This window comes from Pseudomonas sp. GOM6 (genome assembly GCF_029537485.1).
Classification (GTDB): Bacteria; Pseudomonadota; Gammaproteobacteria; order Pseudomonadales; family Pseudomonadaceae; genus Aquipseudomonas.
Map to the genome: position 1 here is coordinate 227,678 of NZ_JARPUS010000001.1, position 23,653 is coordinate 251,330.

Sequence of the window (23,653 nt, forward strand, 5' to 3'; positions counted from 1 at the left end):
AACTGAGGCGCTACGACAGGCAGGTGGCGCCCTGGGCAGGTTGCGGCGGCAGCAGGCGCGCGCTCTTCCACTCGAAGCCCAGGGTCAGCGCGATGGCCGCGCAGGCCAGCCCGCCAGCCAGGCCCCACCAGATGCCATGGGCACCCCAGCCGAGCGGGAAGGCCAGGGTCCAGGCCAGCGGAATGCCGATCAACCAGTAGCAGCCGAGGCCGACGAGCAGGGTGGTCTTGCCGTCGCCCAGACCGCGGATGGTGCCCATGGCGATGCTCTGCGTACCGTCGAACAACTCGAACAGTGCGGCAACGGCCAGCAGGCTTACGGCCAGGCTGACGATCTCGGCGAACGCCGGGTCGCTGCGGTCGACGAACAGCCCCACCACATACTCCGGCGCCAGCCAGAACAGCAGGGCGAACAGCAGCATGCAACAGGCGCCGCTGGCGATGCCCAGGCGTCCGGCACGGCGCACCTCGGCCAGGCGGCCGGCACCGTAATGCTGACCGACGCGGAAGGTCACCGCGTAGGACAGCCCCTGCGGCAGGATGAAGGCCAGTGTCACCGCCTGGATGGCGATCTGGTGGGCTGCCAGTTGCACACTGCCGAGGGCGCCCATGCACAGGGTGGCGAAGGTAAACAGGCCCTGTTCGGCTGCGTAGGTGCCGCCAATCGGCAGGCCCAGGCGTAGCAGTGCGCCCATCTCGGTCCTGCGTGGGCGCAGCGGGCCGCGCAGCAGCCTGTACTGGCGGTAGGCCCGCGAGCGCAGGATGTACAGACCCAGGGCCAGGGCCATGGCGGTGCTGACCAGGGCGGTGGTCATGCCGATACCGCTCAAGCCCAGACTGGGCAGGCCGAACCAGCCCTTGATCAGCGCATAATTGATAACGAAGTTGGCGATGGCGCCGATCACGCCGATCGTCATCACCGGGCCCGGATAGCCAATGGCGCTGGTAAAACCGCGCAAGGCCATGAAGCACAGGTAGCCGGGCAGGGCCAGCGACAGGGGGCCAAGAAACTCCATGGCCAAGTCGACGCTGCCGGCCTGCTGGCCCAGGTAGGGCAGCAAGGGGCCGAGTCCGTGCAGGCACAGGGCGCCCCCGGCCCCCAGCAGCAGGGCGAGCCACAAGCCGTTCTGCAGCAAGCGGGTGACGCCCTGGGTGTCGCCCGCACCGTGACGAATGGCGACCAGGCTGCCGACGGCGGCCATTACCCCGACGCAGAACAGCGACAGCATGTAGTAGCAGGTGGCGCCGAGGGCGCCGCCGGCCAGCTCTTCGGGGCCGAGCATGGCCATCATGATGGTGTCGGTGAACACCATCAGCACATGGGCCAGTTGCGCAGTAATCAGCGGTGCGGCCAGGCGGAACAGGGCGACCAGCTCATGGCGGGTGGAGTGCGGCATGATGAGTGAGGCTCAGCGAGAGGCGCCGTCGAGAGTTTCACGGCTGGCAGGGGATTGCCGCTTATTTTCGGGATTCAGGGTGCCACCCACAAAAGGAAAAATGCGATGCTTTACATGACTAATACTCATGGAGGCCGCGCCCATGGCACGTCGTTTGCCGCCCCTTTATGCCCTGCGTGCTTTCGAGGCGGCTGCCCGCCATGCCTCCTTTACCCGTGCCGCCGAGGAGCTTGCCATTACCCAGAGTGCGGTGAGCCGGCACATTCGTACATTGGAGGAGCACTTTGCCTGCAGCCTGTTCGAGCGTGCCGGTCGGCACCTGCGCCTGAGCGAAAGCGCACGCCTGCTGCTGCCGGGGGTGCGCGATGGCTTCGATGCGCTGGAACGGGCCTGCGCCGCGCTCAGCGCCGACGACACCACCCTACGCCTGAAGGCGCCTTCGACCCTGACCATGCGCTGGCTGTTGGCGCGGCTGTCGCGTTTTCGTACCTACAACCCGGATATCGAAGTGCAGCTGACCAGCGCCTGGATGGACGTCGATAAGGTCGACTTCCATCAGGAGCCCTTCGACTGTGCGGTGCTGCTCAGCAGCGGTGGTGTCTTCCCGGCGGACTGGGAAAGTATCGAGCTGTTCGCCGAGTGGCTGATTCCGGTCTGTGCGCCGGAAGCCGCTACTGACGATCGCTGGGATCTGGCCCGGTTGCAGAGCTGTGAGCTGTTACACCCGACGCCGGATCGTCGCGATTGGCGGCGCTGGCTGCAGGCCATGGGATTGGCGGAGCAGGTGCCGCTAAAGGGGGGGCAGGTGTTCGACACCCTGGAATTGGGAATGGTCGCGGCCGCGCGGGGCTACGGGGTATCCATCGGCGACCTGGTGATGGTCGCAGAGGACGTCGAACAGGGGCGTCTCGGTCTGCCCTGGCCCAGTGCCGTGGCCAGTGGCGACAGCTATTACCTGGTGTGGCCAAAGGGGCGGCGTGGTGAGGAGCGGCTGCGTCGGCTGCGTGACTTTTTGCTGGATGAAGTGGCGCAGATGCATCTGCCGGCCGTGCAGTGGGTCGACAGCTGAGTGATGCGGTATTTCGTACGCGTTGCGTAAAAAATAATGGACTTTCTGAGTGCGCCTCTCAGCGCCCTCTCCCTGTAGGTGCCATTAAGCGGGCCTTGTGGCGCCTGGCTTTGCTCTGTTTTTCAAACGAGGCTCACTCGAAATGTTTGACATATTTTACGGCTCGGGCAGACTGTGCGGGCGGTTCCGACTGTTATGCGGCCGTCGCGGGAGGTTCGTTACCTTCCATTTCCAAGCCTCCAGGTGAGGCGCATGCAATGCCGCCGACAGACGGAACCGTGCCAAACAGGTAGCGCGTCGATCTCTTCCGACCCTCCTGCACAGCAACGGCAGGCCAGCCTGCCCCAAGGTGACGTATGTCTAACAACAGCGCTAAAACCTCCAACGCGAAACGCAAACCCGTCGTACTGATGTCCATGGGCGCCCAAGAGCGCAAGGGCCACGCCTACCAGGTGATGACCCACAAATACATCACACCGATCACCGATTTTGCCGGCTGCATGCCGGTGCTGGTGCCCACCTGCTGCGGCACCGAAGACCTCGACCAATACCTCGACATGGCCGATGGTGTGTACCTGACCGGTGCCGGCTCGAACATCGACCCGACCCTCTATGGTCAGGAAAACCTCACGCCCGAGAAAACCCAGGACCGCGACCGCGACCTGTTCGACCTGCCGCTGATCAAGGCCGCCATCGCCCGCGGCCTGCCGATCTTTGCCATCTGCCGTGGCATGCAGGAAATCAACGTGGCCCTGGGTGGCGACCTGTATCAGAAGGTCTATGCCGAGCCAGGCTTCAATGATCATCGCGAGAACCCGGAAGACCCGGTGGACGTGCAGTACGGCGAAAGCCACAAAGTGCGTATCGCCGCCGGCAGCTGGCTGGCCAAGGTCCTGGGCAGCGAAGAGATTGCCGTCAACTCCCTGCATGGGCAGGGCATCAAGACCCTGGGCAAGGGCCTGGAGCCACTGGCGCGCGCAGAGGATGGCCTGATCGAGGCCTTCCACGCGCCAAGCCTGTCGCCCTTCCTGTTTGCCGTGCAGTGGCATCCGGAATGGCAGGCTGCAGAGAACCCGGATTCAGTGAGGATGTTCGAGGCGTTTGGTGAGGCTTGCCGCGCGCGTGCGCAGAAGCGTCAGGCAGCCTGATTTAGCCTGCTGCAAGAAAAAAGCCCGGCTTTACAGCCGGGCTTTTTGGTTTTTAGCGCACCAGATGCAGGTAATGCCGGTGCTTCTCGTACTGGTCAATGATGTCGCCGATCACATCGTCTCTGCTCCAGCCCAGCAGGTCGTAATCCTGGCCGCCTTCCAGCAGATGCACCTCGGCACGGTAATAGTGCTGTTCCGCGCTGGTGTCCTGATTCTCCAGCAGGGCGAAACTGGGCAGGTTGAAGGCGCGCGGGCGGACTTCATAGAGGAAGTCGGTTTCCGCGCCATGGCCTACGATCAGGCGCACACGGCCGTCTTCGCCGTTCTCGCGACGGGCATCCAGGCCGCGCTTGCCCAGTTCCTCGGCGACAGCGTCGATGGCGTATTGCGCCACATCGTTGAGGAAGGACTGTGCCTCGGCCTGGCTGGGGAAGGTCACCAGGGTACGCAGGCGTCGCTGCCAGCCACCTTGTGGGCGCATGCGGTTCGGCGTTTGTGGCAGGGCCTGGAAGCGGATGCTGCGTTTGGTGGCATCCAGTTTGAGCGCCCGCAACAGCCCCCACATCGCCGCCAGCAGGACGATGGAGAAGGGCAGGGCGCTGGCGATGGTGGCGGTTTGCAAGGCCTTGAGACCGTCGGCCAGCAGCAGGGAGATGGCTACCACGCCGATTAGTACCGACCAGAACAGGCGTTGCCACAACGGCGTGTTGGCCTTGCCGCCGGAGGCGAGCATATCCACCACCAGGGCGCCGGAGTCGGCCGAGGTGACGAAGAACACCACCACCATGGCCACGGCGATCATCGATAGCAGGCTGCTCAGCGGGAAGTGTTCGAGGAACGCAAACAGGGCTAGCGAACTGTCGGTATTGGTCACCTCGGCGAGGCTGTGCAGGCCATCGTTGAGCACCATGTTGATTGCACTGTCGCCGAACACCGTCATCCACAGCAGGGTGAAGCCGGCCGGTACGAACAGCACGCCGCTGATGAATTCACGGATGGTGCGCCCGCGCGAGATACGCGCGATGAACAGGCCGACGAAGGGCGACCAGGACAGCCACCAGCCCCAGTACAGCAGGGTCCAGCCGCCGATCCAGTCGGTGGGCTCGTAGGCATAGAGGTTGAAGGTCTTGCTGACGATCTCCGACAGGTAGGCGCCGGTGTTCTGCACGAAGGTCTTGAGCAGGAATACCGTCGGGCCCAGTGCGAGGACGAACAGCAACAGCAGAACGGCCAGGACCAGATTGATCTCGGAGAGGATGCGGATGCCCTTGTTCAGGCCGCTGGCCACCGACAGGGTGGCCAGCGCGCAGATGGCGGCGATCAGGCCGATCTGCACCGTTGTGCTCACCGGCAGGCCGAACAAATGGTGGAAACCGCTGTTGATCTGCAGTACGCCGTAGCCCAGCGAGGTGGCGACGCCGAACACCGTGCCGAGGATGGCGAAGGTATCCACTGCGTGACCGATGGGCCCATAGATGCGCTCACCAATCAGCGGGTAGAGCGCCGAGCGCAGGGTCAGTGGCAGGTTATGACGGAAGCAGAAGAACGCCAGGATCAGCGCGACGATGGCGTAGATCGCCCAGGCGTGCAGGCCCCAGTGGAAGAAGGTCAGCTTCATCGCCTCACGCGCGGCCTGCACGGTGCCGGCTTCGCCCACGGGGGGGGCGGTGAAGTGCATCAGCGGTTCGGCAACGCCGAAGAACATCAGGCCGATCCCCATGCCGGCGGAGAACAGCATGGCGAACCAGGTGGTGTTGCGGTACTCGGGCTGGCTGTGGTCCGGTCCGAGTTTGATGTCGCCATAGCGGCTGACGGCGAGAAAGACACAACAGATCAGGATCAGGGCCACGGCCAGGACGTAGAACCAACTGGCTTTGTCGATGATCCAGCCCTGCAGCAGGGCGAACTGGTTTTGCGCCTGTTCCTGCAGCAGCACGCTGTAGAGCACCAGGGCAATGATGAGAAAGGCCGAGCTGAAGAAAACGGGCCTGTTGAGCGAAGACGAAGATGCCTCCATTGAGCTAGCTCTCCTTGTTATCGGATGGGCCGCCAAGGGCGGAAGGCCAGCTAGGGTAACACGGCTTATAGCTTTTATCTCTGAGATAGCCTTTTCCGATAACTTTATCGGATGGATCCTTCATCGATCGGTGCCGGGTCGATACTGCAGGGCCTCCGCCAAGTGGGAGCGGCTGATCTGCTCCGCTTCCTCCAGGTCGGCAAGGGTACGCGCCACTTTCAGCAGGCGATGAGCCGCGCGCAGGGACAAGTGTAGGCGCTCGCAGGCCTGTTCGAGCCAGCGGCGATCTTCCGCCTGTAGAGCACAGTGCCGTTGTAGCCCCGGCAGGTCGAGAAAGGCGTTGGCGCAGCCCTGGCGGCGCATCTGCCGCAGACGCGCAGCGGCGACCTTGGCGGCAGCGTCGGCACTGCTCTGTGCGGCGGTATGTTCACCGAGCAGGTTGGTGCTCTCGCGCGCCACGGTCAGGTGCAGGTCGATGCGGTCGAGCAGCGGGCCGGACAGTTTGGCGCGGTAACGTTGCACTTGGTCTGGGGTGCACCGGCAGTTTCCTCCAGGGTCGCCCAGATAGCCGCAGGGGCAGGGGTTCATCGCCGCCACCAGCTGGAAGCGGGCGGGGAAGCGCACCTTGTCGCGGGCGCGTGCGATGATAATCTGCCCGCTTTCCAGCGGCTCGCGCAGTACCTCCAGCACTTTACGGTCAAATTCGGGGAGCTCATCCAGAAACAGCACGCCCTGATGGGCCAGGGTAATTTCTCCGGGAGCCGGACGGCTGCCACCACCGACCAGGGCCGGGCCGGACGCTGAGTGGTGAGGTTGGCGAAATGGCCGCTGCGGCCAGCAATCCAGTGGTGCCTGGCTGGCGACCGAGTGGATGGCGGCGACTTCCAGGGCTTCTTCCTCACTGAGTGGCGGCAGCAGCCCGGGCAGTCGACTGGCGAGTAGGGTCTTGCCGGTGCCAGGTGGGCCGCTGAGCAGCAGATTGTGAGCGCCGCTCGCGGCAATCAGCAGGGCACGCTTGGCCGCCAGCTGCCCCTGTACTTCTGACAGATCCGGGTAGCGGGCGATTTGCTGCTGCAGGCCGCCGGACTGGTGTGGCGCCATCGGCGTGTGGCCATTGAGGTGGGCGGCCAGCTCCAGCAGATGGCCGATGGCGAGTACTTCCAGGCCGGAGGCCAGGCAGGCTTCCTCGGCATTGGCCTTGGGTACCACCAGGGTGCGCCCCGCGGCGCGGGCGGCCAGTGCTGCGGGTAGAACGCCCTGCACCGGGCGTATTTCACCAGACAGGGCGAGTTCGCCCAGGCACTCCAGTCGGACCAGTTCCTCGGTGGGGATCTGGCCGCTGGCGGCCAGTACGCCGAGGGCAATGGCCAGGTCGAAGCGTCCGCCATCCTTGGGCAGATCGGCGGGAGCCAGGTTGAGGGTGATCTTGCGGGCGGGGAAGTCGAAGCCTGAGTTCTGAATGGCGCTGCGCACGCGATCCTTGCTTTCCTTGACTGCTGTCTCAGGCAGCCCGACCAGAGCCAGGCTCGGCAGGCCGTTGGCCAGGTGGGCTTCAACGGTCACGGCAGGGGCTTCGACACCCACTTGCGCGCGGCTGTGGACGATGGCCAGGGACATGGATCACTCCTTGATCACATGCCCGCCGATGGCATTACTCGGCGGGTGGGTTTTGTTGGGCTTCCAGTGCTGCCAGTTTGGCCTCCAGCGCCTCCAGACGGGTGCGGGTGCGGGCCAGTACGGCCATCTGGCTGTCGAACTCGTCGCGGCTGACCAGATCCAGCTTGCCGAAGGCGCTCTGCAGCAGGGCTTTGAACTGGGCTTCCAGCTCGCTACGGGGTAGCGGGCTATCGCCGCTGAACAAGCGTGAGGCGTGGCCGGCGAGGGTGTCGAGCAGGGCTTTGGGCGGCAACATGGCGGTGTTTTCTTCCGATATCGAACGGCCGGCAGTGTAGCACGGGCCTTGCCAGGCCATACGGCGGCGGTCGGCGCACAGTTTTTGAACACATGCGCAGGGCCTGGTGCGCCAATCTGGTGCGGCTTGTCTTGGGTCACCTGCTTGCGTAGTGGCGAAGTGCGGCTAACTACATGAAAAAGTGGCCTTTTGGCATAGCTGGCAAGCTTTCTGCTTATGACCTTGTGACGCGTGCACCGATGCAGTTCCGGTGCGCAGGATGAGGCGGGGGAATGCCTCACCGGTTGCGGTAGGTTGGTTCCGGCCCCTGGCGGTCGGCGCGTTACAAAGCCAGACACTGCGCTTAGACTTGGCCCGGGTTCGTTTTTCCTGGGGCAAGTCCACTTAAACGGGAGAGAGTTTCATGAAACTAGTCACTGCCATCATCAAGCCGTTCAAACTCGATGACGTGCGCGAGTCGCTGTCCGAGATCGGCGTGCAGGGCATCACCGTCACCGAGGTCAAAGGCTTCGGTCGTCAGAAGGGTCACACCGAGCTGTATCGCGGCGCCGAGTACGTGGTCGACTTCCTGCCGAAAGTGAAGATCGACGTGGCCATCGCCGACGATCAACTGGATCGCGTGATCGAGGCCATTACCAAGGCTGCCAACACCGGCAAGATCGGTGACGGCAAGATCTTCGTGGTTCCCCTGGAGCAGGCGATCCGTATCCGTACCGGCGAAACCGGCACCGACGCGATCTAAGCCCCGAACCCCCTAAAGCCCCAGGAGAAGAACAATGACTCTGCGAAAATTCGCAGGGCTAGGAGCCCTTTTGTCTCTGTTGACCCCCAGTCTGGCCATGGCCGACGAGGCGGTGCTCAACAGCGGCGACACCGCGTGGATGCTCACGGCAACCGCGTTGGTACTGTTCATGACCATACCCGGTCTGGCGCTGTTCTATGCCGGCATGGTGCGTTCGAAGAACGTACTGTCGGTGATGATGCAGTGCTTCGCCATCACCGGTCTGATCAGCATCCTCTGGGTGGTGTACGGCTACAGCCTGGCCTTCGACACCACCGGCATGGAGCAGGGGGTGACCAACCTCAACTCCTTCATCGGCGGCCTGAACAAAGCTTTCCTCAGTGGTCTGACCGTCGACAGCCTGGTCGGCGCCTTCCCGGAAAGCGTGTTCATCGTCTTCCAGATGACCTTCGCCATCATCACCCCGGCCCTGATCGTTGGTGCCTTTGCTGAGCGCATGAAGTTTTCCGCGATGCTGGTGTTCATGGGCGTGTGGTTCACCCTGGTTTACGCGCCGATCTGCCACATGGTCTGGTCCGGTGATGGTGCCTTCCTGTGGGATGCCGGCGTACTCGACTTCGCCGGTGGCACCGTGGTGCACATCAATGCCGGTATCGCCGGCCTGGTGGCCTGCCTGGTGCTGGGCAAGCGCAAGGGCTACCCGACAGCTTCCATGGCGCCGCACAACCTGGGCTACACCCTGGTCGGTGCCGCCATGCTGTGGATCGGCTGGTTCGGCTTCAACGCCGGCTCTGCCATCGCCGCGAACGGCACCGCTGGCATGGCCATGCTGGTCACTCAGATCGCTACCGCCGCTGCCGCTCTGGGCTGGATGTTCGCCGAGTGGATCACCCACGGTAAGCCGAGTGCCCTGGGCATCGCTTCCGGTGTGGTCGCGGGCCTGGTTGCCATCACTCCGGCCGCCGGTACTGCCGGCCCGATGGGCGCGCTGATCATCGGCCTCGCGGCGGGTGTGATCTGCTTCTTCTGCGCCACCAGCCTCAAGCGCAAGCTGGGCTACGACGACTCCCTGGACGCCTTCGGCGTGCACGGCATCGGTGGCATCGTCGGCGCCATCCTGACCGGCGTGTTCGCGGCACCAGCCCTGGGTGGCTTTGGTACCGTCGAGGACATCGGTGCCCAGGTGCTGGTGCAGATCGAAGGCGTGGTGGTCACGGTGATCTACACCGCCATCGTCACCTTCGTGATCCTCAAGGTCATCGATCTGGTGATGGGCCTGCGCGTGACCGACGAAGAAGAAACCGTCGGCCTCGACCTGAGCCTGCACAACGAGCGTGGTTACAACCTGTAAAGCCGCCGGGGCTGCGTCCGGTTGGAACCGGACGCTGCCTCAAGCACCCCAGCCAAGAGGTGAATCATGGACAACACAGCACTGACTGCCTTGCAGTACGGCTTCGATACTTTCTACTTCCTGATGTGCGGCGCACTGGTGATGTGGATGGCGGCAGGTTTCGCCATGCTCGAATCCGGTCTGGTTCGCGCGAAGAACACCACTGAAATCCTCACCAAGAACATCGCCCTGTATGCGATCGCCAGCATCATGTACATGCTGATTGGCTATCACATCATGTATTCCAGCCCCGAGGGCGGCATCCTGCCGAGCCTAGGCTTCCTGCTGGGTGACGAGAATACGGCTGATGCCATTCTCGGTGGCGGTGACGATGCCCCCTACTACTCGAGCCGCTCCGACTTCTTCTTCCAGGTGGTGTTCGCCGCGACCTGCATGTCGATCGTCTCCGGTGCCGTGGCCGAGCGCATGAAGCTGTGGGCCTTCCTCACCTTCGCGGTGGTGATGACCGGCTTCATCTACCCGATCCAGGGCTTCTGGAAGTGGGGCTCGGGCTTCCTCAATGAAGCGGGCTTCCTCGACTTCGCCGGCTCCGGTGTTGTGCACATGGCCGGTGCTGCTGCCGCTCTGGCGGGTGTGCTGCTGCTCGGTGCGCGCAAGGGCAAGTACGGTTCCAACGGCCAGATCAACGCCATTCCTGGCGCCAACCTGCCGATGGCCACGCTGGGTACCTTCATCCTGTGGATGGGCTGGTTCGGCTTCAACGGTGGCTCGCAGCTGAAGATGAGCACCATCGACGACGCCAATGCCGTGGCCAACGTGTTCGTCAACACCAACATGTCGGCTGCCGGCGGCCTGATCGCCGCGCTGATCGTGGCGCGCATCCTGTTCGGTAAGGCTGACCTGACCATGGCGCTCAACGGTGCCCTGGCCGGCCTGGTGGCCATCACCGCCGAGCCGCTGACCCCGACTGCCCTGCAGGCCACCCTGATCGGTGGTGTGGGCGGCGTACTGGTGGTGTTCTCCATCCTGGCTCTGGACAAGCTGAAGCTTGACGACCCGGTCGGTGCCATCTCCGTTCACGGTGTGGTCGGTATCTGGGGTCTGCTGGCGGTGTGCCTGACCAACGGAGACTCGTCGCTCGGTGCGCAGCTGCTGGGCATCGGTTCGATCTTCGCGTTCGTCTTCGTCTCCAGCCTGATCGTCTGGTTCGTGATCAAGCTGGTGATCGGCCTGCGTGTGAGTGAGGAAGAAGAATACGAAGGCGTGGATATCGCCGAATGCGGTATGGAAGCCTACCCGGAATTCACCAACAAGAAGTGATCCAAGGGTTTTTCACAAGGGCGCCTTCGGGCGCCCTTTGTTTTTTCTGCGGCCACGCTAGAATGCGCCCCCAACGCATGTTGAGGTGCTCGCCATGTGGCTACAACGGCTGATCGAGCTGCGCCCGCGGCCTCGCGGTTTCCACCTGATCAGCGACGAAGTCGTCGCGGCGCTACCCGAGCTTGCCGGCTATGAGGTCGGTGTGCTGCACCTCTGGCTGCAGCACACCTCGGCCTCGCTGACCATCAACGAGAATGCCGATGGCGCGGTGAGGCGTGATTTCGAGCGCTTCTTCAACCGCCTGGTGCCCCAGGGTGAAAGCGGCTACGAGCACGACTACGAAGGCCCGGACGACTTGCCTGCGCACTTCAAGTCCAGCCTGCTGGGTTGTCAGCTGAGCCTGCCGATAAATGCTGGACGTTTGTGTCTTGGCACGTGGCAGGGCGTCTACCTGGGCGAGCACCGTGATAAAGGTGGGGCCCGTCGGGTGTTGGCGACACTGCACGGCGAGCGCCGTCGCGGCGTATGAATTTTTTCTGGTGACATTTTGCATTGCGTGTCACTGGTCTATAAGTAACCTGCTTTGCGCACGTCATGAGGTAGAACATGAGCGACGAAGAACTGGAACAGGATGATCTCGAAGGCGCCGACGAGGATGACGGCGAGGAGCTGGAAGCGGCCGACAGCGGCGACGATAGCGAGGATGACGGCAGCGATGCCGTGGAATCCGGTGCCAAGTCGAGCAAAAAGGCCAAGGCGGCGGTAGAGCCGGAAGAGTTGCCCAGCATCGAGGCCAAGCAGAAGGACCGCGATGCCCTGGCCCGTGCCATGGAGGAGTTCCTCAACCGTGGCGGCAAGGTCCAGGAGATCGAGCCCAATGTGGTGGCAGACCCGCCCAAGAAACCAGACAGCAAATACGGCAGCCGTCCCATCTGAGGCGACTGTCTGAGCAGAAAACCCGCCATTACGGCGGGTTTTTTCATGGGTGTGTGTCAGGGCTGCAGCGTGGCACGCAAACCGTGGTTGTGCTCCCGAGAAGGCCTACCAGTGCGCCAGCAGGGCGGGCAGCTCGGCCAGACTGCGCACCTGGGCGTCCGGCGGCGGCGCGTCGCCCCAGTCCTTGCCCTGCGGGTTGTACCAGATGGCACGCAGACCACTGGCCTGCGCTCCGGCGATATCGTCGCCGGGGTGGTCGCCGATATGCACGGCGGCGCTGGCAGGCACGCCCGCCTGGCGCAGGGCGGTCTGGAAGGGATGCGGATCAGGTTTGCCGACGCCCAGCTCCTCGGCGCTGAGGGCGAAGCGGAAGTAGTCGGCCAGCCCCAGGCGGCGTACGTCGGCGTTGCCATTGGTGATCACACCAAGGATGAAACGGTCGGCCAGTTGTTCCAGGGTGCGGTGCACATCAGGAAAGAGCTCGACCTGGTGCCGGGCTTCAAGAAAGACTTGAAAGCCGCGTTCGGCCAGAGCGAGGGATTCATCTTCGGCGTAGCCGGCATCGTTCAGGGCATGGAACAGGATGCGCCGGCGCAGCTCGCTGAGGCGGTGCTTGAGCATGGGCTCCGCGCCCAGCAGTCGGGCGCGAATGGCCCACAGATGCTCAATCGGCACCGGGCCCAGGCGCGGGGCTTGCTCGGCCAGCCAGTCGCGGAGGGCTGCTTCGGCGCCGTGCATGACCGACGCGACGTCCCACAGGGTGTCGTCGAGGTCGAAGGTGACCAGTTGAATGCTCATCAGGACTCGCTCTTGCGCTTGGCGCGCGGGTGGGCGCCGTCATAAACCTTGGCCAGGTGCTGGAAATCCAGGTGGGTATAGACCTGGGTGGTGGCGATATCGGCGTGACCGAGCAGCTCCTGCACGGCGCGTAGGTCCTGCGAAGACTCCAGCATATGGCTGGCGAAGGAGTGCCTGAGCATGTGCGGATGCAGGTGCTGGCCGAGTTCGCGTACGCCGGCCTGGCGCACCCGCAGCTGGATGGCGCGTGACGTCAGGCGCTTGCCCTGGCGGCCGACAAACAGGGCATCGTCCGCCGGACTGACCAGCCGGCGCAGCGGCAGCCAGGTTTCGATGGCTTCGCGCGCTTTGCGCCCGACCGGCAGATCGCGGGTTTTGTTGCCCTTGCCCAGCACCCGCACCAGGCCGGCGGGCAGGTCCAGGTCGGTGAGGTTCAGGCCAACCAGCTCGGACAGGCGTAGGCCTGAGGAATAGAACAGCTCGAGCATGGCCTGGTCGCGCAGGGCGAGAAAGTCGTCCTCTACAGCGCCGTCCAGCAGTTGTGCAGTGCGATCCGCATCCAACGCGCGGGGCAGGCGGCGTTCTCCCTTGGGCGCGGCAAGACCGGCGGCCGGATCATGCCGGCACAGACCTTCACGGCCCAGATACTGGTAGAAACCACGGACTGCCGAGAGCAGGCGCGCCAGCGAACGGCTGGACTGACCCAGGGCATGCAGGCGGGCGATGAAGGCGCGCAGGGTGCGGGTGTCCAGTGCGGGCCAGGTGGCGACGGCGTTCTTCTCGCACAGGGCGAGCACCTTGAGCAGGTCGCGGCGATAGCCGTCGAGGGTGTGGGCCGACACCTGGCGCTCGCTGCGCAGGTGTTCGAGGTAGGCGTCCAGGTGGTCCTGCATGGCGGGCTCCGGGCGCCTGCTCGTCTCGGTGGTCAACGTACCGAGCGCAGGGGCTCGGCAAAGTTGGGCAGGACACGGGCCAGTACTTCGGCGACGTAGCCGAGAAACAGGGTGCCGAGGCTGCTCTTGTAGTGCTGCGGGTCGGGGCTGCCGATGGCCAGCACACCGTGCAGGCCCTGGTGGCTGAGGCCGACCACGGCGGCGGAGCCGACCTGGCTGTGTTCGGCCTCACCGAAGAGAAATTCCAGCTCGTTCGGGCGCAGCACGCCGCAGGTAGTCTTGCCGCCGCTGAGCAGGCCGCCGATGGCCTGGTGCGCCTCGGCCGAGCTGACGGTGCGGCCGACGCCCAGCGGCGTTTCGCTGAACAGGATCAGGCCGACGAAGGGCACCTGGAACTCGTGGCGCAGACTGTCTTCGACGGCGCCAATAACGGCTTCCAGGCTGTCGGCATCGAGCAGGTCGAGTACCAGGCGGCGGGTCTTGTCGAACAGGCGGTCGTTGTCGCGGGCCACGTCCATCAGCTGCGACAGGCGGTGACGCATCTCGATGTTGCGTTCGCGCAGTAGTTTGACCTGGCGCTCCACCAGCGACACCGTGGTGCCGGGCTGGTGCGGGATGCGCAGCTCGGGGATCAGCTCCTCGTGGTCGACGAAGAATTCCGGATGCTGGCGCAGGTAGGCGGCAACGGCCTCGGCGTCGAGCGGGGTCTGATCCTGATCACTCATAAGCGGACTTGTCCTTCGTACACGCGAACGGCGGGTCCGGTCATCATAACCGGCTGCCCCGGCCCTGCCCACTCGATGGAGAGTTTGCCGCCTGGTAGCTCCAGCTGCACGGGGGAGTCCATCCAGCCCTGGCGAATCGCGGCGACAGCCGCGGCGCAGGCGCCGGTGCCACAGGCCTGGGTTTCACCGGCGCCGCGCTCCCACACGCGCAGGCGGGCCTGCTTGCGGTCGAGGATCTGCAGGAAGCCGACGTTGACCCGCTTGGGGAAGCGCGGATGGTGTTCCAGCTTGGGGCCGAGACTGTGCACAGGGGCTGTGTCGACGTTATCGACGCGCAGCACGGCGTGCGGATTGCCCATGGACACGGCGGCCAGCTGATGGCTTTGGCCTTCCACCTCGACCGCGTAGCTCAGCGCCTCGGCCTCGGCCTGGAAGGGGATCTGCTCCGGGACCAGGCGCGGCGCGCCCATGTCCACGGTGACCTGGCCGTCCGGGCGCAGGTTGAGCTCGATGATGCCGCCCTTGGTCTCGACGCGGATCTGCTTCTTCACGGTCAGGCGCTTGTCCACCACGAACCGGGCGAAGCAGCGCGCGCCGTTGCCGCACTGCTCCACTTCCGAACCATCGGAGTTGAAGATGCGGTAGCGGAAGTCCACGTCCGGGCTGGTCGGCGCCTCCACCAGCAGCAGCTGGTCAAAGCCGACGCCAGTGTGCCGGTCGCCCCAGGCCTTGGCGTGTTTGGGCTGGATGTGTGCGTGCTGGCTGATCAGGTCGAGGACCATGAAGTCGTTGCCGAGGCCGTGCATCTTGGTGAAGCGCAATAGCATGATCGCGCCCTCACTGCGGCAGCAGGCTTTCGCCGGCGTAGAGTTCCTCGATGGTCTCGCGACGACGGACTTCGAACGTGTTTTCGCCATCCACCAGCACCTCGGCGGCGCGGCCGCGGGTGTTGTAGTTGGAGCTCATGACGAAGCCATAGGCGCCGGCCGAGCGCACGGCCAGCAGATCACCTTCGGCCAGCACCAATTCGCGGCCCTTGGCCAGGAAGTCACCGGTTTCGCAGATCGGCCCGACCAGGTCGTAGCTGCGCGCCTCGCCCTGGCGCGGCTGCACCGGGGTGACGTCCATCCAGGCTTGATACAGCGCCGGGCGGATCAGGTCGTTCATCGCTGCGTCGACGATGGCGAAGTCCTTGTGCGCGGTGTGCTTGAGGTATTCCACGCGGGTCAGCAGCACGCCGGCATTGGCCACGATGGAGCGGCCCGGCTCGAACACCAGGGCCAGCTCGCGGCCCTTGAGGCGCTCGCGCACGGCGGCGATATAGTCGCCGGCCAGCGGCGGTTGCTCGTCGCGGTACTGCACGCCGAGACCGCCGCCAAGGTCCAGGTGCTGGATCTGGATGCCTTGCGCGGCCAGTTGGTCGACCAGCGCCAGCAGGCGCTCGAGGGCGTCGAGGAAGGGGGGCAGGCTGGTCAGCTGCGAGCCGATATGGCAATCGACGCCAACGATCTTCAGGTTCGGCAGCGCGGCGGCGCGGGCGTACACGGCCGGGGCCTGCTCGATGTCGATGCCGAACTTGTTTTCTTTCAGGCCGGTGGAAATGTACGGGTGGGTGCCGGCGTCCACGTCCGGGTTGACCCGCAGCGAGATGCTGGCGGTCTTGCCGGCTTCGGCGGCGACCAGCTGCAGGCGCTCCAGCTCATCGACGGATTCGACGTTAAAGCAGTGCACGCCCACTTCCAGGGCGCGGCGCATGTCGTCGCGGGTCTTGCCGACGCCGGAGAAGACGATCTTGGCAGGCGTGCCGCCGGCGGCCAGGACGCGTTCCAGCTCACCACGGGAAACGATGTCGAAGCCGGCGCCGAGACGCGCCAGCACGTTCAGCACGCCGAGGTTGGAGTTGGCCTTGACCGCGAAGCAGACCAGGTGCGGCATGCCGGCGAGGGCGTCGGCATAGGCGCGGTACTGCGCTTCGATGTGAGCGCGGGAATAGACATAGGTGGGCGTGCCGAAGCGTTCGGCGATCGCGGACAGGGCGACGCCCTCCGCGAACAGTTGCCCGTCGCGGTTGGTAAAGGCTTGCATGGAACCCCCTTAGAGGAAAACGTCTTTGTCGCGATCTTGCGTGGTTTTCTCGTCATCCGGGTGGTATAGCGGGCCTTTCTGGCCGCAACCGGCGAGGGAGGCAGTCACTACGACAAGCGCAATGAAGGGCAGCAACAGGCGCTTCATGGTGGGGTCCTTTGCAAAATCGTGAATGGGCCGGAGTATACCCAGCCCCCGGTGGCTTGCCTATGCACGTCCGGCGGGGCCTGCGCCCCTTGAGATGATGCGCTGGGCCTGCCCGAGATGCCTGGTTTGCCGCTAGCATGGGCAGAAAATTATCCGGAGCACCGATGCAATCCCACGCCACACTTTCCAGCTCCGTCTCGGTCGCCTATCTGCAGGGGCTGCTGGATTACCTGGAGCGCCAGGGTTTCGCCAGTGCCGAGTTGCTGGCCCAGGTGCAGCTGCAGCCTGGCATTCTGGCCCAGCGCGACCAGCGCATCGCCGTCAGTACCTACCTGCAATTGCTGGGGGAAGGCGTGCGCCTGACCGGCGACGACAACCTCGGCCTGCACCTGGGGGAGGCCATGCGGCCGGGCTATTACGGGGTGCTCGGCTACCTGATCATGAGTTGCGCGACGCTCGCCGATGCCCTGCACCGCCAGGCGCGCTATGCCGCCCTGGTGGGCAACCTGGGGCGCGTCGACCTCGACGAGGAGCCGCCCCGTGTCGGGCTGGAGCCCTTGGTGGCGCACAGCTGGGAGCCGCTGGTGCGTGAGCAGCAGCGCCAGCATGCCGAGGAAACCCTGGCCGGCTGGCTGACCTTCGGTCGCTGGATCACCGGGCTGCAGATTCCGCCCACCGAGGTGCGGTTTCAGCATCAGGCGCCAGCGGACACATCCGAACATCAGCGCATCTTTGGCTGCCTGGTGCTGTTCGGTCAGGCCGACAACGCCCTGGTGTTCCCCAAGCGTCTGTTGAATGCGCCGCTGGGGCAGGCCGATGCCCAGCTGCGCCAGCTGCTTGATGCGCATGCCGACCGGCTGCTTGGTCAGCTCAACCAAGGCCACAGCGTACTCGATCGTGCTCGTCGCGAGCTGGGGCGCCAGTTGCCGGAACAGGGGGCCGATCTGGAGCTTTTGGCGCAGAGCCTGCAGCTCAGTGCGCGTACCCTGCAGCGGCGTCTGCGCGAGGGCGGTCTGTCATTCAGTCAGCTGCTCGATGAGACCCGCGAGCAACTGGTACTGCATTATCTGCGCGACCCGGATCTGGAACTGGCAGAAATCGCCTTTCTGGTCGGTTTCAGCGAGGCCGGTTCGCTGGCCCGCGCCTTTCGCCGCTGGACCGGGCAGAGCCCGGGCGCGTACCGGCAAAGTCTGCTAGATTCCGCCGCCCATTCATGAGGATTGCGCAATGAGTTTGAGCGAAGCCCGTTTTCACGATCTGGTTGATGCCGTGCAGCAGGCCGTGGAAGACATTTTCGATGACAGCGACCTGGACCTCGATCTGGAGAACAGCGCTGGCGTGCTCACCGTGCGTTTCGAGAACGGCACTCAGCTGATCCTCAGTCGCCAGGAACCGCTGCGTCAGCTGTGGGTGGCAGCGCGTTCCGGCGGTTTCCACTTCGACTATGACCAGGAGCAGGAACTGTGGATCTGCGACACCAGCGACGAGCCGTTGGGCGAGTTGCTGGCCCGTGTGACCCGTGAGCAGGCCGGTGAAGAGCTCGAATTCGACGAACTCTGAGGTCGTCGGCTCACCCTGTCGCCGCCAGTGTTGTCTGGACGCGCAGGACATCTGCCTGGGTTGCGGGCGCACGTTGAGCGAGATCCTGGAGTGGGGCAAGGCCGATGACACGCGTCGACGGGCGATCTGCCAATCTGCCCAGCAACGTTTGCGGCCGCCCTTGAGCGGCTGACCCGGCGGTCTTGCTTATTGATGGGCTTGTGGTAGGGTCAGTTCAAAGCTGACCTATCGTTCAAAACCCCGCCTTCGGGCGGGGTTTTGCTTTATCTGGCCCCAAGGAGAGCATTCGCCACCATGAGCAGCACCCCCGCGATCACCATTACCCGCCTCGACCTGCAGCGCCTGGAGCGTCTGCTCGACAGTCTGGAGGACTTCGGCCCGACCGCCGCCGCCCTGGAAACAGAGCTGGCGCGTGCTGACGTGGTGGCGCATGCCCAGGTGCCGGCTGGCGTGGTGACCATGAATTCGCGGGTGCACTGTCGCGAGGAGGGCAGCGGCAAGGATTACCACCTGACCCTGGTGTTCCCCGAGGATGCCGGTGGCGAAGGCTGCGTTTCGGTCCTGGCACCGGTGGGCTGTGCTCTGCTCGGCCTTTCCGTGGGCCAGCAGATCGACTGGCCGGGGCCAGGCGGCAAGCCGCTCAAGCTGACCCTGCTGGCGGTGGAGTACCAGCCAGAGGCGGCCGGCGCCTACCAGCAGTAACCGGCTGTCTGGAAGGTTGCCAGTCGCGGGCGTGGAACTTCGTACGGCCCGGTGCGTCTGGACTAGAGTGTCTGAACTCACCGCCGGCAAGGAGGCCCGCCATGTCCAGCCTGCCCCTGTACTTCCCTCAGGGTTTCTCTCTGGAGCGTGCGCTCACTTGTGCGCAACTGGTCGCCCAGGCCTATGCGCAGTACAGCCAGTGGCAGGCCCAGGGCAGTCCTCATCGGCCGCAGGACTTCATCTGGCAGGCGCCGCAGATGCCGGGGTGGCGCTTTTCCGCGCCGATCTGGAGCATCCTCAGCGAGCTGCACTTTCTCAACGAGTCCGAGCCTTTCGGCTTCGCTGCTGCCAATGACCAGGGCGAGACCTACCTGGTGCTGCGCGGCACCGAGTCGGCTCAGGACTGGCTGGATGATCTCGATGCCGAGCAGAAGCCCTGGCCATGGAGCGATGGCCAGGGTCAGGTGCATGCGGGCTTCCTCAAGCTCTACGGCTCATTGCGCGATCTGGCGTTGGCCGCTCTCGACAGCTTGCAGCCGCAGGGCTCGTTGTGGGTCTGTGGGCATAGCCTGGGTTGTGCCCTGAGCAGCATGGCGGTGCTCGACATCCATGAGCGCTGGCCTGATCAGCCGCTACAGCACTACAACTTCGCCAGCCCGCGCCTGGCTGCGCCGGGCTTTGCCGCCGCCTACAACGGCCTGGGTGTGCCGACCTTCCGCCTGGTCAACGACAGCGACCTGGTGCCCGAAATGCCGCCAGGGGTTACCGATACCCTGCTTTACCAGCACCTTGGATTGGCCGTGACCTTCACCGCCAGCTACTCCTGCATCGAGGCCAACCACAGTTTGACGGGCAGTTATCTGTACGCCCTGGAGAATCCGCAGGCGCCCATGCGCGGTTAATCACCACCTCCACCCCCGCAGCCCCCGCCATCGCTGGACGAGGCGTCGCCGCCGCAACCGCTGGCACAACCTGAGCCGCAGCCGACATGGCTGGCGCAGTAGACGTCGCCTTGGCGGTAGCTGCCCGGGTGGGCGCCGCAGTCCAGGCGATAGTGGAAGCCATCGGCAATGCCCAGCTCGCCATCCAGAGCGAACAGCAGTGGCAGGCGGGTCGGCTGATCCGGACGAATGCCTTCGCGGATACAGGCCAGGCGCCAGGCTCGGCGGATGCCGGCGCTGGCCACCTCGGCGTTGGGCATGGCATCGCTGGGCGTGTGGTGGAGGAAGCGGCCCAGGCCCTTGCGGCAGAACTCGCCGTATTGACGGGTGTAAAGGATGAATTCGTGCCAGGCCACATCCACGGCCTGGGAGGGCATGGCGACCATGCGCCTGCCGGCCATCTGGCACAGGTGGAAGTAGTCGCGCAGGCCCTGCAGCACCTGTTCCTGCTGCTGCGGCGCGAGTTGCGGGTAGGTTTCGGCGAGCTTCAGGCGCAGGCGCTCGGGGAAGCGATAGCCGTCGATGAACTGGTTGCGCCTGTTGTTGCGGCTGCGGCGCCAGTACCAGTGGCCGACAACGATGGCGCCACCGCCCAGGGCGATGCTGAGGAAGCTCATCACGGCATGTCCTCCAGGTTCAGGCCTGCTGCAGGGCGCTGTTCAGCGCCGCTTCCAGCTCGGCCTTGTAGCGCAGGTAGTGAATGCTCTGCGTATGGCCTTCGCCAAGCACACGCGACAGGTCCAGGTCGGTGATATAGCAGGGATAGCGCTCGGCATCGCGACGTTGGGCGAGGATATGCCGCGCCACTGCGCTGAACAGCCCGGTGCCGTATTCCAGTTCGGAAAACTCGCGGTGGTTGCAGTACAGACTGACGTGTACGCGCTTGCCCTCGGCCGGCTCGACGATGGCCTGCACATCGTAGAAGGCATGGCTGGCCTGGGCCTGGGGCGGTACGCGGCGCTCGAGATGGCGGGCGCGCTGGTTGCCCGCCGGGAGAACTTCGTAATACAGCACCTCCAGAGCCAGGTTTGGCAGACTGCTGTCCAGCGGCAGAAGGGCGTTGCGCCTATACAGCAGCGACTGCAGAAAGCGCTGCAGTGGCGTCAGCAGGCTCTGTTCGTCGCGAAACGGCAGGTGCTGTCGCCACAGGGCGTTGTGTTCGTCCAGCACGCTGAGTTCGGCGTTGTCTTCGTTGATGCGATAGAACACCTGAATGCAGTCGGGGCGGCCCTGCGGCAAGATCAGCGCCAGGTCTTCGCCTTCCAGCGCGTGCCGGTCCAGTTGCAGTGGGCTGTAGTGCGGGTGCTCCGTGCCCAGGTGGGCGATCAGGCTGGGCAGGTCCTGCAGGGCGGCATGGCTGACCTGGCCGGGCTGCAGTTCCAGCACGTGGTAGTGCTGCTGCACCTGCAGCAGGTAGCGGCTGCGATTGTCACTGGTCAAGCTGGCCAGGGCGTCGTGGAACAGTTCTTCGACCCGCTGGGCGATGGCCTGGGCGCGGTTGCGGCAGAAGCAGCGCACGTTCAGCTTGGGCTGGCGCCCGACCGGCAGGCTGTTGAGGTAGTCGCGCAGGCAATCGAGTAGGGCGTGGGGGCCGTCGTAGCGGCTGACCTGTAGCTCGTTCCAGCTGTTCAGGCTGACCTGGTCGAGGGTCAGGACCAGGTTTTCGCGTACCCCGGAGTAGCCCAGCGAGTCGGTGCGCCCGGTGGTGAGGTGTACGTTGAGCTGGCTGTGGGCCTTCAGCGGGTCGACGCCGACATTCACCAGCAACAGCACCTCGGCTGGTTCTGCCGCGCGCAGCAGCGCCTCTTCACTGACCGCCGGCAGGGGCAGCGGTACGCTCTGCTGCAGGCAGCCGAGCAGGTTGGACAGCTCGAACTCGGTAAGGTCGCTGCTGCCCGGGTGCAGCGACAGGCGGGTGCTGGCGTCGATCACGCCGTTGCGGTGGCACCAGGCGAGCAGCTCGATCAGCTGGCGGGTACGCTTGAGCGGTGCGAAGTCGGGCCACTCCTGGCCGTTCAGGCTGCCGTGGTAGAGCGCCCACTGGGTCTCGCCATGTGCTTCGGGGCTGGGGCAGTGCACCAGGGTCAGGGTGTCTTCGGCCAGGTCCGGTGCGATGCCTGGGTTGATGAATTCGATCTTGCCCGCCTTGCGTTCGAACGCAGCGTACAGGCGCCGGCCGAGCACGCCGAGGTCTCGCCTGTTGAGCGGCATGCTGGTCTGTTCGCTGCGGGCGAACTGGGAGAGGAAGCGGTAGCTGTAGGTCAGCTCGTTGACCAGCGCGCGGCGCTCGGCGCTGACCTGGCGCACCTTCCATTGGCTACGGCTGTCGAGCATGGCCAGCTCGCGCTGGCTCCAGCGCCACTCGCCGGTCAGGCGCTCGAACAGCAGGCGCTGCCAACTCTTGGCGCGCTGGCGCGGCGGCACGCTGAGCTTCTTGCCGACCTTGAGGTACAGGCAGCGGCGGATCAGCTCCAGGCGCTCGCGCTCGCCGCGGCCGGCCAGGTATTCCTCCAGGCGGCGGTAGACCACGATATAGGGGTCGAGCTCGTCCAGGTCGAGACGGCCTTCATACACTGCCTGCTTGAAGCGCAGGCTCAGGCATTCGACCTGTGGGTGCTCGCTGGCATAGACCTCGGTGAGCAGCAGTTTGAGCACCGACTTGTAGGGCGAGTCGATGCCCTTGAACAGCTGCCACATGCCGGCGCCGATGAATTCGCCCGGCGGAATGCGCGCCAGGTGGCCGAGGTCGAGTACCTCGTCGGCGCGGACGAAGCGCTTGGACAGCAGGGTGTGGGTGTAGCGCGGATAGTTGGCTTCCTCGTACACCGGCACCAGCCACCACAGCGGCGTGCGTCCGCCGAGCCAGATCGCGGTGCGGTAGAACTCGTCGAGCAGCAGGTAGTGCTGGGTGGTGCCGCAGTCGTCGGAAGTCAGCTGCGCCTCGCGGTCGCCGGAGGTGAAGCGTGCCGGGTCGATCAGGAAGCAGTGCACCTCGGCGCCCTGGGTGGCGGCCCAGGCTTCCAGCAGGCTGCACTTGCGTTGTAGCTCGGCCACGGCGCTGTCGGGCAGGGCCGGATCATGGCAGACCCACAGGTCCATGTCGCTCTGCTCGGCCTGGGCCACGGTACCCAGGCTGCCCATCAGGAACAGGCCGTGGATCGGCGCTGGCGGTTTGCTGCTGCCGGCGCGGCGGGGCTTGTAGGCGAAGGAGCGGGTCAGGCGCTGGGCCTCGGCGAGAATCTCGTCGCTCGGCTCGAATCCGGCCAGTCCGGCGGGGGTGGCCGCCGAGACATAACCCGGCAGCAGCGGATGATTGACGTGGAACAGCAGCGGCAGCAGCTTGAGCACCAGCTGCTGGCGGCTCGACAGCGCCTGGGTGGCCCGTTCGAGACGGCCGCCGTTGACCTTGAGGAAACGCGCACGCAGCTGCGCCAGAACCTTGCGGTCGATGCCGTCGTCGATGTTGGGGCGGATTTCCTGAATGCGCGTCATGTACAGCTCGAAGCCTGTTTGGAGCAAGCCTACCAGCGCCGGATGACGACTGGCAGTAGCGCTTGCCCCGTTTGTATCGACCACTGCAGGTCGCTTCTGCAGTGTATCGGCGCCCCTCGGCTGCGGCTGTAGGCGGTATCAGGCGGGCTGTGGGCAGAGGATGGTCAGCAGGGCCTGGGCATGCTCGGCGGCATCGATCCCCAGGCTGGTCAGGTAGCCGCCGTCGGGGGCGGTCACCAGGCCTTTCTCGTGCAGGCGGGTGATGGCCATCTGCGCGCGGGAGGTGGCGTTGTTGTGCACCTTGAGGCCCTCCTGGTGATTGTCCAGGTTGTATAGGGCAAGGATTTCCAGCTCGGCGATCAGGTTGGGGGTGTAGGCCATGACGAACTCCGCATTGTTGTTGTAGTCGGGCTGTTGCT

Annotated in this window: 25 protein-coding genes; 12 read left to right on the plus strand and 13 right to left on the minus strand. The window is 64.9% G+C overall.

From position 1 onward, the window contains the following. Positions 1-10: 10 nt before the first annotated feature. Positions 11-1,396 carry a NorM family multidrug efflux MATE transporter gene (locus P7A97_RS01100; protein WP_277688078.1) on the minus strand — a complete coding sequence of 462 codons (1,386 nt, stop codon included), beginning with the start codon at positions 1,394-1,396 and terminating at the stop codon, positions 11-13. Positions 1,397-1,538: 142 nt separating this feature from the next. Here P7A97_RS01100 and P7A97_RS01105 point away from each other — a divergent pair, with 142 nt between their 5' ends. Both P7A97_RS01105 and P7A97_RS01110 read left to right on the plus strand, forming a co-directional pair. Beyond that, complete coding sequence (locus tag P7A97_RS01105; protein ID WP_277688079.1) at positions 1,539-2,465, plus strand: LysR substrate-binding domain-containing protein; 927 nt, start codon at positions 1,539-1,541, stop codon at positions 2,463-2,465. A 356-nt stretch (positions 2,466-2,821) separates the two neighbouring features. Beyond that, complete coding sequence (locus tag P7A97_RS01110; protein WP_277688080.1) at positions 2,822-3,613, plus strand: gamma-glutamyl-gamma-aminobutyrate hydrolase family protein; 792 nt, start codon at positions 2,822-2,824, stop codon at positions 3,611-3,613. A 52-nt stretch (positions 3,614-3,665) separates the two neighbouring features. Here P7A97_RS01110 and betT read toward each other — a convergent pair whose 3' ends face one another. From betT to P7A97_RS01125, 3 genes are all read right to left on the minus strand, one after another. Beyond that, positions 3,666-5,630, minus strand: coding sequence for a choline BCCT transporter BetT (betT, locus tag P7A97_RS01115; RefSeq protein WP_277688081.1), 1,965 nt, complete (start codon positions 5,628-5,630; stop codon positions 3,666-3,668). Positions 5,631-5,750: 120 nt separating this feature from the next. Beyond that, positions 5,751-7,247, minus strand: coding sequence for a YifB family Mg chelatase-like AAA ATPase (locus tag P7A97_RS01120; protein ID WP_277688082.1), 1,497 nt, complete (start codon positions 7,245-7,247; stop codon positions 5,751-5,753). Between the two features lie 34 nt (positions 7,248-7,281). Continuing rightward, positions 7,282-7,542 (minus strand): accessory factor UbiK family protein, encoded by a 261-nt coding sequence (locus P7A97_RS01125; RefSeq protein ID WP_277688083.1) that lies wholly within the window; start codon positions 7,540-7,542, stop codon positions 7,282-7,284. A gap of 403 nt (positions 7,543-7,945) precedes the next feature. Between P7A97_RS01125 and glnK the strand changes: the two genes are divergently transcribed. From glnK to sutA, 5 genes are all read left to right on the plus strand, one after another. Beyond that, a complete protein-coding gene (gene glnK / locus P7A97_RS01130; protein ID WP_068825159.1) occupies positions 7,946-8,284 on the plus strand; it encodes a P-II family nitrogen regulator in 339 nt (112 codons plus the stop codon). Positions 8,285-8,318: 34 nt separating this feature from the next. After that, positions 8,319-9,635, plus strand: coding sequence for an ammonium transporter (locus tag P7A97_RS01135; RefSeq protein WP_277688084.1), 1,317 nt, complete (start codon positions 8,319-8,321; stop codon positions 9,633-9,635). Between the two features lie 66 nt (positions 9,636-9,701). Continuing rightward, a complete protein-coding gene (locus P7A97_RS01140; RefSeq protein ID WP_277688085.1) occupies positions 9,702-10,955 on the plus strand; it encodes an ammonium transporter in 1,254 nt (417 codons plus the stop codon). A 94-nt stretch (positions 10,956-11,049) separates the two neighbouring features. Next, the gene (locus tag P7A97_RS01145) at positions 11,050-11,484 is read left to right on the plus strand and encodes a secondary thiamine-phosphate synthase enzyme YjbQ (RefSeq protein ID WP_277688086.1); all 435 of its coding nucleotides are present in this window, start codon (positions 11,050-11,052) and stop codon (positions 11,482-11,484) included. A gap of 77 nt (positions 11,485-11,561) precedes the next feature. Further along, positions 11,562-11,891, plus strand: a complete 330-nt coding sequence (gene sutA, locus P7A97_RS01150; RefSeq protein WP_277688087.1) for a transcriptional regulator SutA — start codon at positions 11,562-11,564, stop codon at positions 11,889-11,891. A gap of 105 nt (positions 11,892-11,996) precedes the next feature. Here the strand turns inward: sutA and P7A97_RS01155 are convergent, their stop codons facing one another. Genes P7A97_RS01155 through P7A97_RS01180 form a run of 6 tightly spaced genes read right to left on the minus strand, consistent with a single transcriptional unit; the run spans position 11,997 to position 16,539 of the window. After that, on the minus strand, positions 11,997-12,692 hold the full coding sequence (locus tag P7A97_RS01155) for an HAD family hydrolase (protein WP_277688367.1): 696 nt from the start codon (positions 12,690-12,692) through the stop codon (positions 11,997-11,999). Beyond that, positions 12,689-13,582, minus strand: a complete 894-nt coding sequence (gene xerC, locus P7A97_RS01160) for a tyrosine recombinase XerC (protein ID WP_277688088.1) — start codon at positions 13,580-13,582, stop codon at positions 12,689-12,691. The genes P7A97_RS01155 and xerC overlap by 4 nt, the downstream gene beginning before the upstream one ends. A gap of 32 nt (positions 13,583-13,614) precedes the next feature. Beyond that, positions 13,615-14,307, minus strand: a complete 693-nt coding sequence (locus tag P7A97_RS01165; RefSeq protein WP_277688089.1) for a DUF484 family protein — start codon at positions 14,305-14,307, stop codon at positions 13,615-13,617. Next, positions 14,304-15,134 (minus strand): diaminopimelate epimerase, encoded by an 831-nt coding sequence (gene dapF / locus P7A97_RS01170; protein WP_277688090.1) that lies wholly within the window; start codon positions 15,132-15,134, stop codon positions 14,304-14,306. The genes P7A97_RS01165 and dapF overlap by 4 nt, the downstream gene beginning before the upstream one ends. A gap of 10 nt (positions 15,135-15,144) precedes the next feature. Next, positions 15,145-16,392, minus strand: coding sequence for a diaminopimelate decarboxylase (gene lysA / locus P7A97_RS01175; protein WP_277688091.1), 1,248 nt, complete (start codon positions 16,390-16,392; stop codon positions 15,145-15,147). A gap of 9 nt (positions 16,393-16,401) precedes the next feature. Next, positions 16,402-16,539 (minus strand): lipoprotein, encoded by a 138-nt coding sequence (locus tag P7A97_RS01180; protein ID WP_277688092.1) that lies wholly within the window; start codon positions 16,537-16,539, stop codon positions 16,402-16,404. A 164-nt stretch (positions 16,540-16,703) separates the two neighbouring features. Here P7A97_RS01180 and P7A97_RS01185 point away from each other — a divergent pair, with 164 nt between their 5' ends. The 5 genes from P7A97_RS01185 (at position 16,704) to P7A97_RS01205 (ending at position 19,703) form a co-directional block, all read left to right on the plus strand. After that, positions 16,704-17,756 carry an AraC family transcriptional regulator gene (locus P7A97_RS01185; protein ID WP_277688093.1) on the plus strand — a complete coding sequence of 351 codons (1,053 nt, stop codon included), beginning with the start codon at positions 16,704-16,706 and terminating at the stop codon, positions 17,754-17,756. 10 nt (positions 17,757-17,766) lie between these two features. Further along, positions 17,767-18,099, plus strand: a complete 333-nt coding sequence (gene cyaY / locus P7A97_RS01190; RefSeq protein ID WP_277688094.1) for an iron donor protein CyaY — start codon at positions 17,767-17,769, stop codon at positions 18,097-18,099. Further along, positions 18,071-18,271, plus strand: a complete 201-nt coding sequence (locus P7A97_RS01195; RefSeq protein ID WP_277688095.1) for a DUF1289 domain-containing protein — start codon at positions 18,071-18,073, stop codon at positions 18,269-18,271. Before cyaY ends, P7A97_RS01195 begins: the two co-directional genes overlap by 29 nt. Before the next feature lie 122 nt (positions 18,272-18,393). Beyond that, positions 18,394-18,801, plus strand: a complete 408-nt coding sequence (gene rnk, locus P7A97_RS01200; protein WP_277688096.1) for a nucleoside diphosphate kinase regulator — start codon at positions 18,394-18,396, stop codon at positions 18,799-18,801. Positions 18,802-18,902: 101 nt separating this feature from the next. Beyond that, positions 18,903-19,703 (plus strand): lipase family protein, encoded by an 801-nt coding sequence (locus P7A97_RS01205; RefSeq protein WP_277688097.1) that lies wholly within the window; start codon positions 18,903-18,905, stop codon positions 19,701-19,703. Here the strand turns inward: P7A97_RS01205 and P7A97_RS01210 are convergent. The 3 genes from P7A97_RS01210 to P7A97_RS01220 form a co-directional block, all read right to left on the minus strand. Then, on the minus strand, positions 19,700-20,359 hold the full coding sequence (locus P7A97_RS01210) for a hypothetical protein (protein WP_277688098.1): 660 nt from the start codon (positions 20,357-20,359) through the stop codon (positions 19,700-19,702). The genes P7A97_RS01205 and P7A97_RS01210 overlap by 4 nt on opposite strands. Before the next feature lie 19 nt (positions 20,360-20,378). After that, positions 20,379-23,234, minus strand: coding sequence for a class I adenylate cyclase (locus P7A97_RS01215; protein ID WP_277688099.1), 2,856 nt, complete (start codon positions 23,232-23,234; stop codon positions 20,379-20,381). 138 nt (positions 23,235-23,372) lie between these two features. Next, entirely contained in the window at positions 23,373-23,615 is a 243-nt protein-coding gene (locus P7A97_RS01220; protein WP_277688368.1) for a TIGR02647 family protein, read from the minus strand. Between the last annotated feature and the right edge of the window lie 38 nt (positions 23,616-23,653).

Bases quoted from the DNA above. Each gene is read 5' to 3' on its own strand.
- cyaY (WP_277688094.1), top strand. From the start codon at position 17,767: ATGAGTTTGAGCGAAGCCCGTTTTCACGATCTGGTTGATGCCGTGCAG.
- P7A97_RS01125 (WP_277688083.1), bottom strand. From the start codon at position 7,542: ATGTTGCCGCCCAAAGCCCTGCTCGACACCCTCGCCGGCCACGCCTCA.
- P7A97_RS01220 (WP_277688368.1), bottom strand. From the start codon at position 23,615: ATGGCCTACACCCCCAACCTGATCGCCGAGCTGGAAATCCTTGCCCTA.
- P7A97_RS01100 (WP_277688078.1), bottom strand. From the start codon at position 1,396: ATGCCGCACTCCACCCGCCATGAGCTGGTCGCCCTGTTCCGCCTGGCC.
- sutA (WP_277688087.1), top strand. From the start codon at position 11,562: ATGAGCGACGAAGAACTGGAACAGGATGATCTCGAAGGCGCCGACGAG.
- P7A97_RS01120 (WP_277688082.1), bottom strand. From the start codon at position 7,247: ATGTCCCTGGCCATCGTCCACAGCCGCGCGCAAGTGGGTGTCGAAGCC.
- P7A97_RS01140 (WP_277688085.1), top strand. From the start codon at position 9,702: ATGGACAACACAGCACTGACTGCCTTGCAGTACGGCTTCGATACTTTC.
- P7A97_RS01210 (WP_277688098.1), bottom strand. From the start codon at position 20,359: ATGAGCTTCCTCAGCATCGCCCTGGGCGGTGGCGCCATCGTTGTCGGC.
- P7A97_RS01180 (WP_277688092.1), bottom strand. From the start codon at position 16,539: ATGAAGCGCCTGTTGCTGCCCTTCATTGCGCTTGTCGTAGTGACTGCC.
- P7A97_RS01165 (WP_277688089.1), bottom strand. From the start codon at position 14,307: ATGAGTGATCAGGATCAGACCCCGCTCGACGCCGAGGCCGTTGCCGCC.
- glnK (WP_068825159.1), top strand. From the start codon at position 7,946: ATGAAACTAGTCACTGCCATCATCAAGCCGTTCAAACTCGATGACGTG.
- dapF (WP_277688090.1), bottom strand. From the start codon at position 15,134: ATGCTATTGCGCTTCACCAAGATGCACGGCCTCGGCAACGACTTCATG.
- betT (WP_277688081.1), bottom strand. From the start codon at position 5,630: ATGGAGGCATCTTCGTCTTCGCTCAACAGGCCCGTTTTCTTCAGCTCG.
- P7A97_RS01135 (WP_277688084.1), top strand. From the start codon at position 8,319: ATGACTCTGCGAAAATTCGCAGGGCTAGGAGCCCTTTTGTCTCTGTTG.
- xerC (WP_277688088.1), bottom strand. From the start codon at position 13,582: ATGCAGGACCACCTGGACGCCTACCTCGAACACCTGCGCAGCGAGCGC.
- P7A97_RS01215 (WP_277688099.1), bottom strand. From the start codon at position 23,234: ATGACGCGCATTCAGGAAATCCGCCCCAACATCGACGACGGCATCGAC.
- lysA (WP_277688091.1), bottom strand. From the start codon at position 16,392: ATGCAAGCCTTTACCAACCGCGACGGGCAACTGTTCGCGGAGGGCGTC.
- P7A97_RS01145 (WP_277688086.1), top strand. From the start codon at position 11,050: ATGTGGCTACAACGGCTGATCGAGCTGCGCCCGCGGCCTCGCGGTTTC.
- rnk (WP_277688096.1), top strand. From the start codon at position 18,394: ATGAGCAGCACCCCCGCGATCACCATTACCCGCCTCGACCTGCAGCGC.
- P7A97_RS01110 (WP_277688080.1), top strand. From the start codon at position 2,822: ATGTCTAACAACAGCGCTAAAACCTCCAACGCGAAACGCAAACCCGTC.
- P7A97_RS01205 (WP_277688097.1), top strand. From the start codon at position 18,903: ATGTCCAGCCTGCCCCTGTACTTCCCTCAGGGTTTCTCTCTGGAGCGT.
- P7A97_RS01105 (WP_277688079.1), top strand. From the start codon at position 1,539: ATGGCACGTCGTTTGCCGCCCCTTTATGCCCTGCGTGCTTTCGAGGCG.
- P7A97_RS01185 (WP_277688093.1), top strand. From the start codon at position 16,704: ATGCAATCCCACGCCACACTTTCCAGCTCCGTCTCGGTCGCCTATCTG.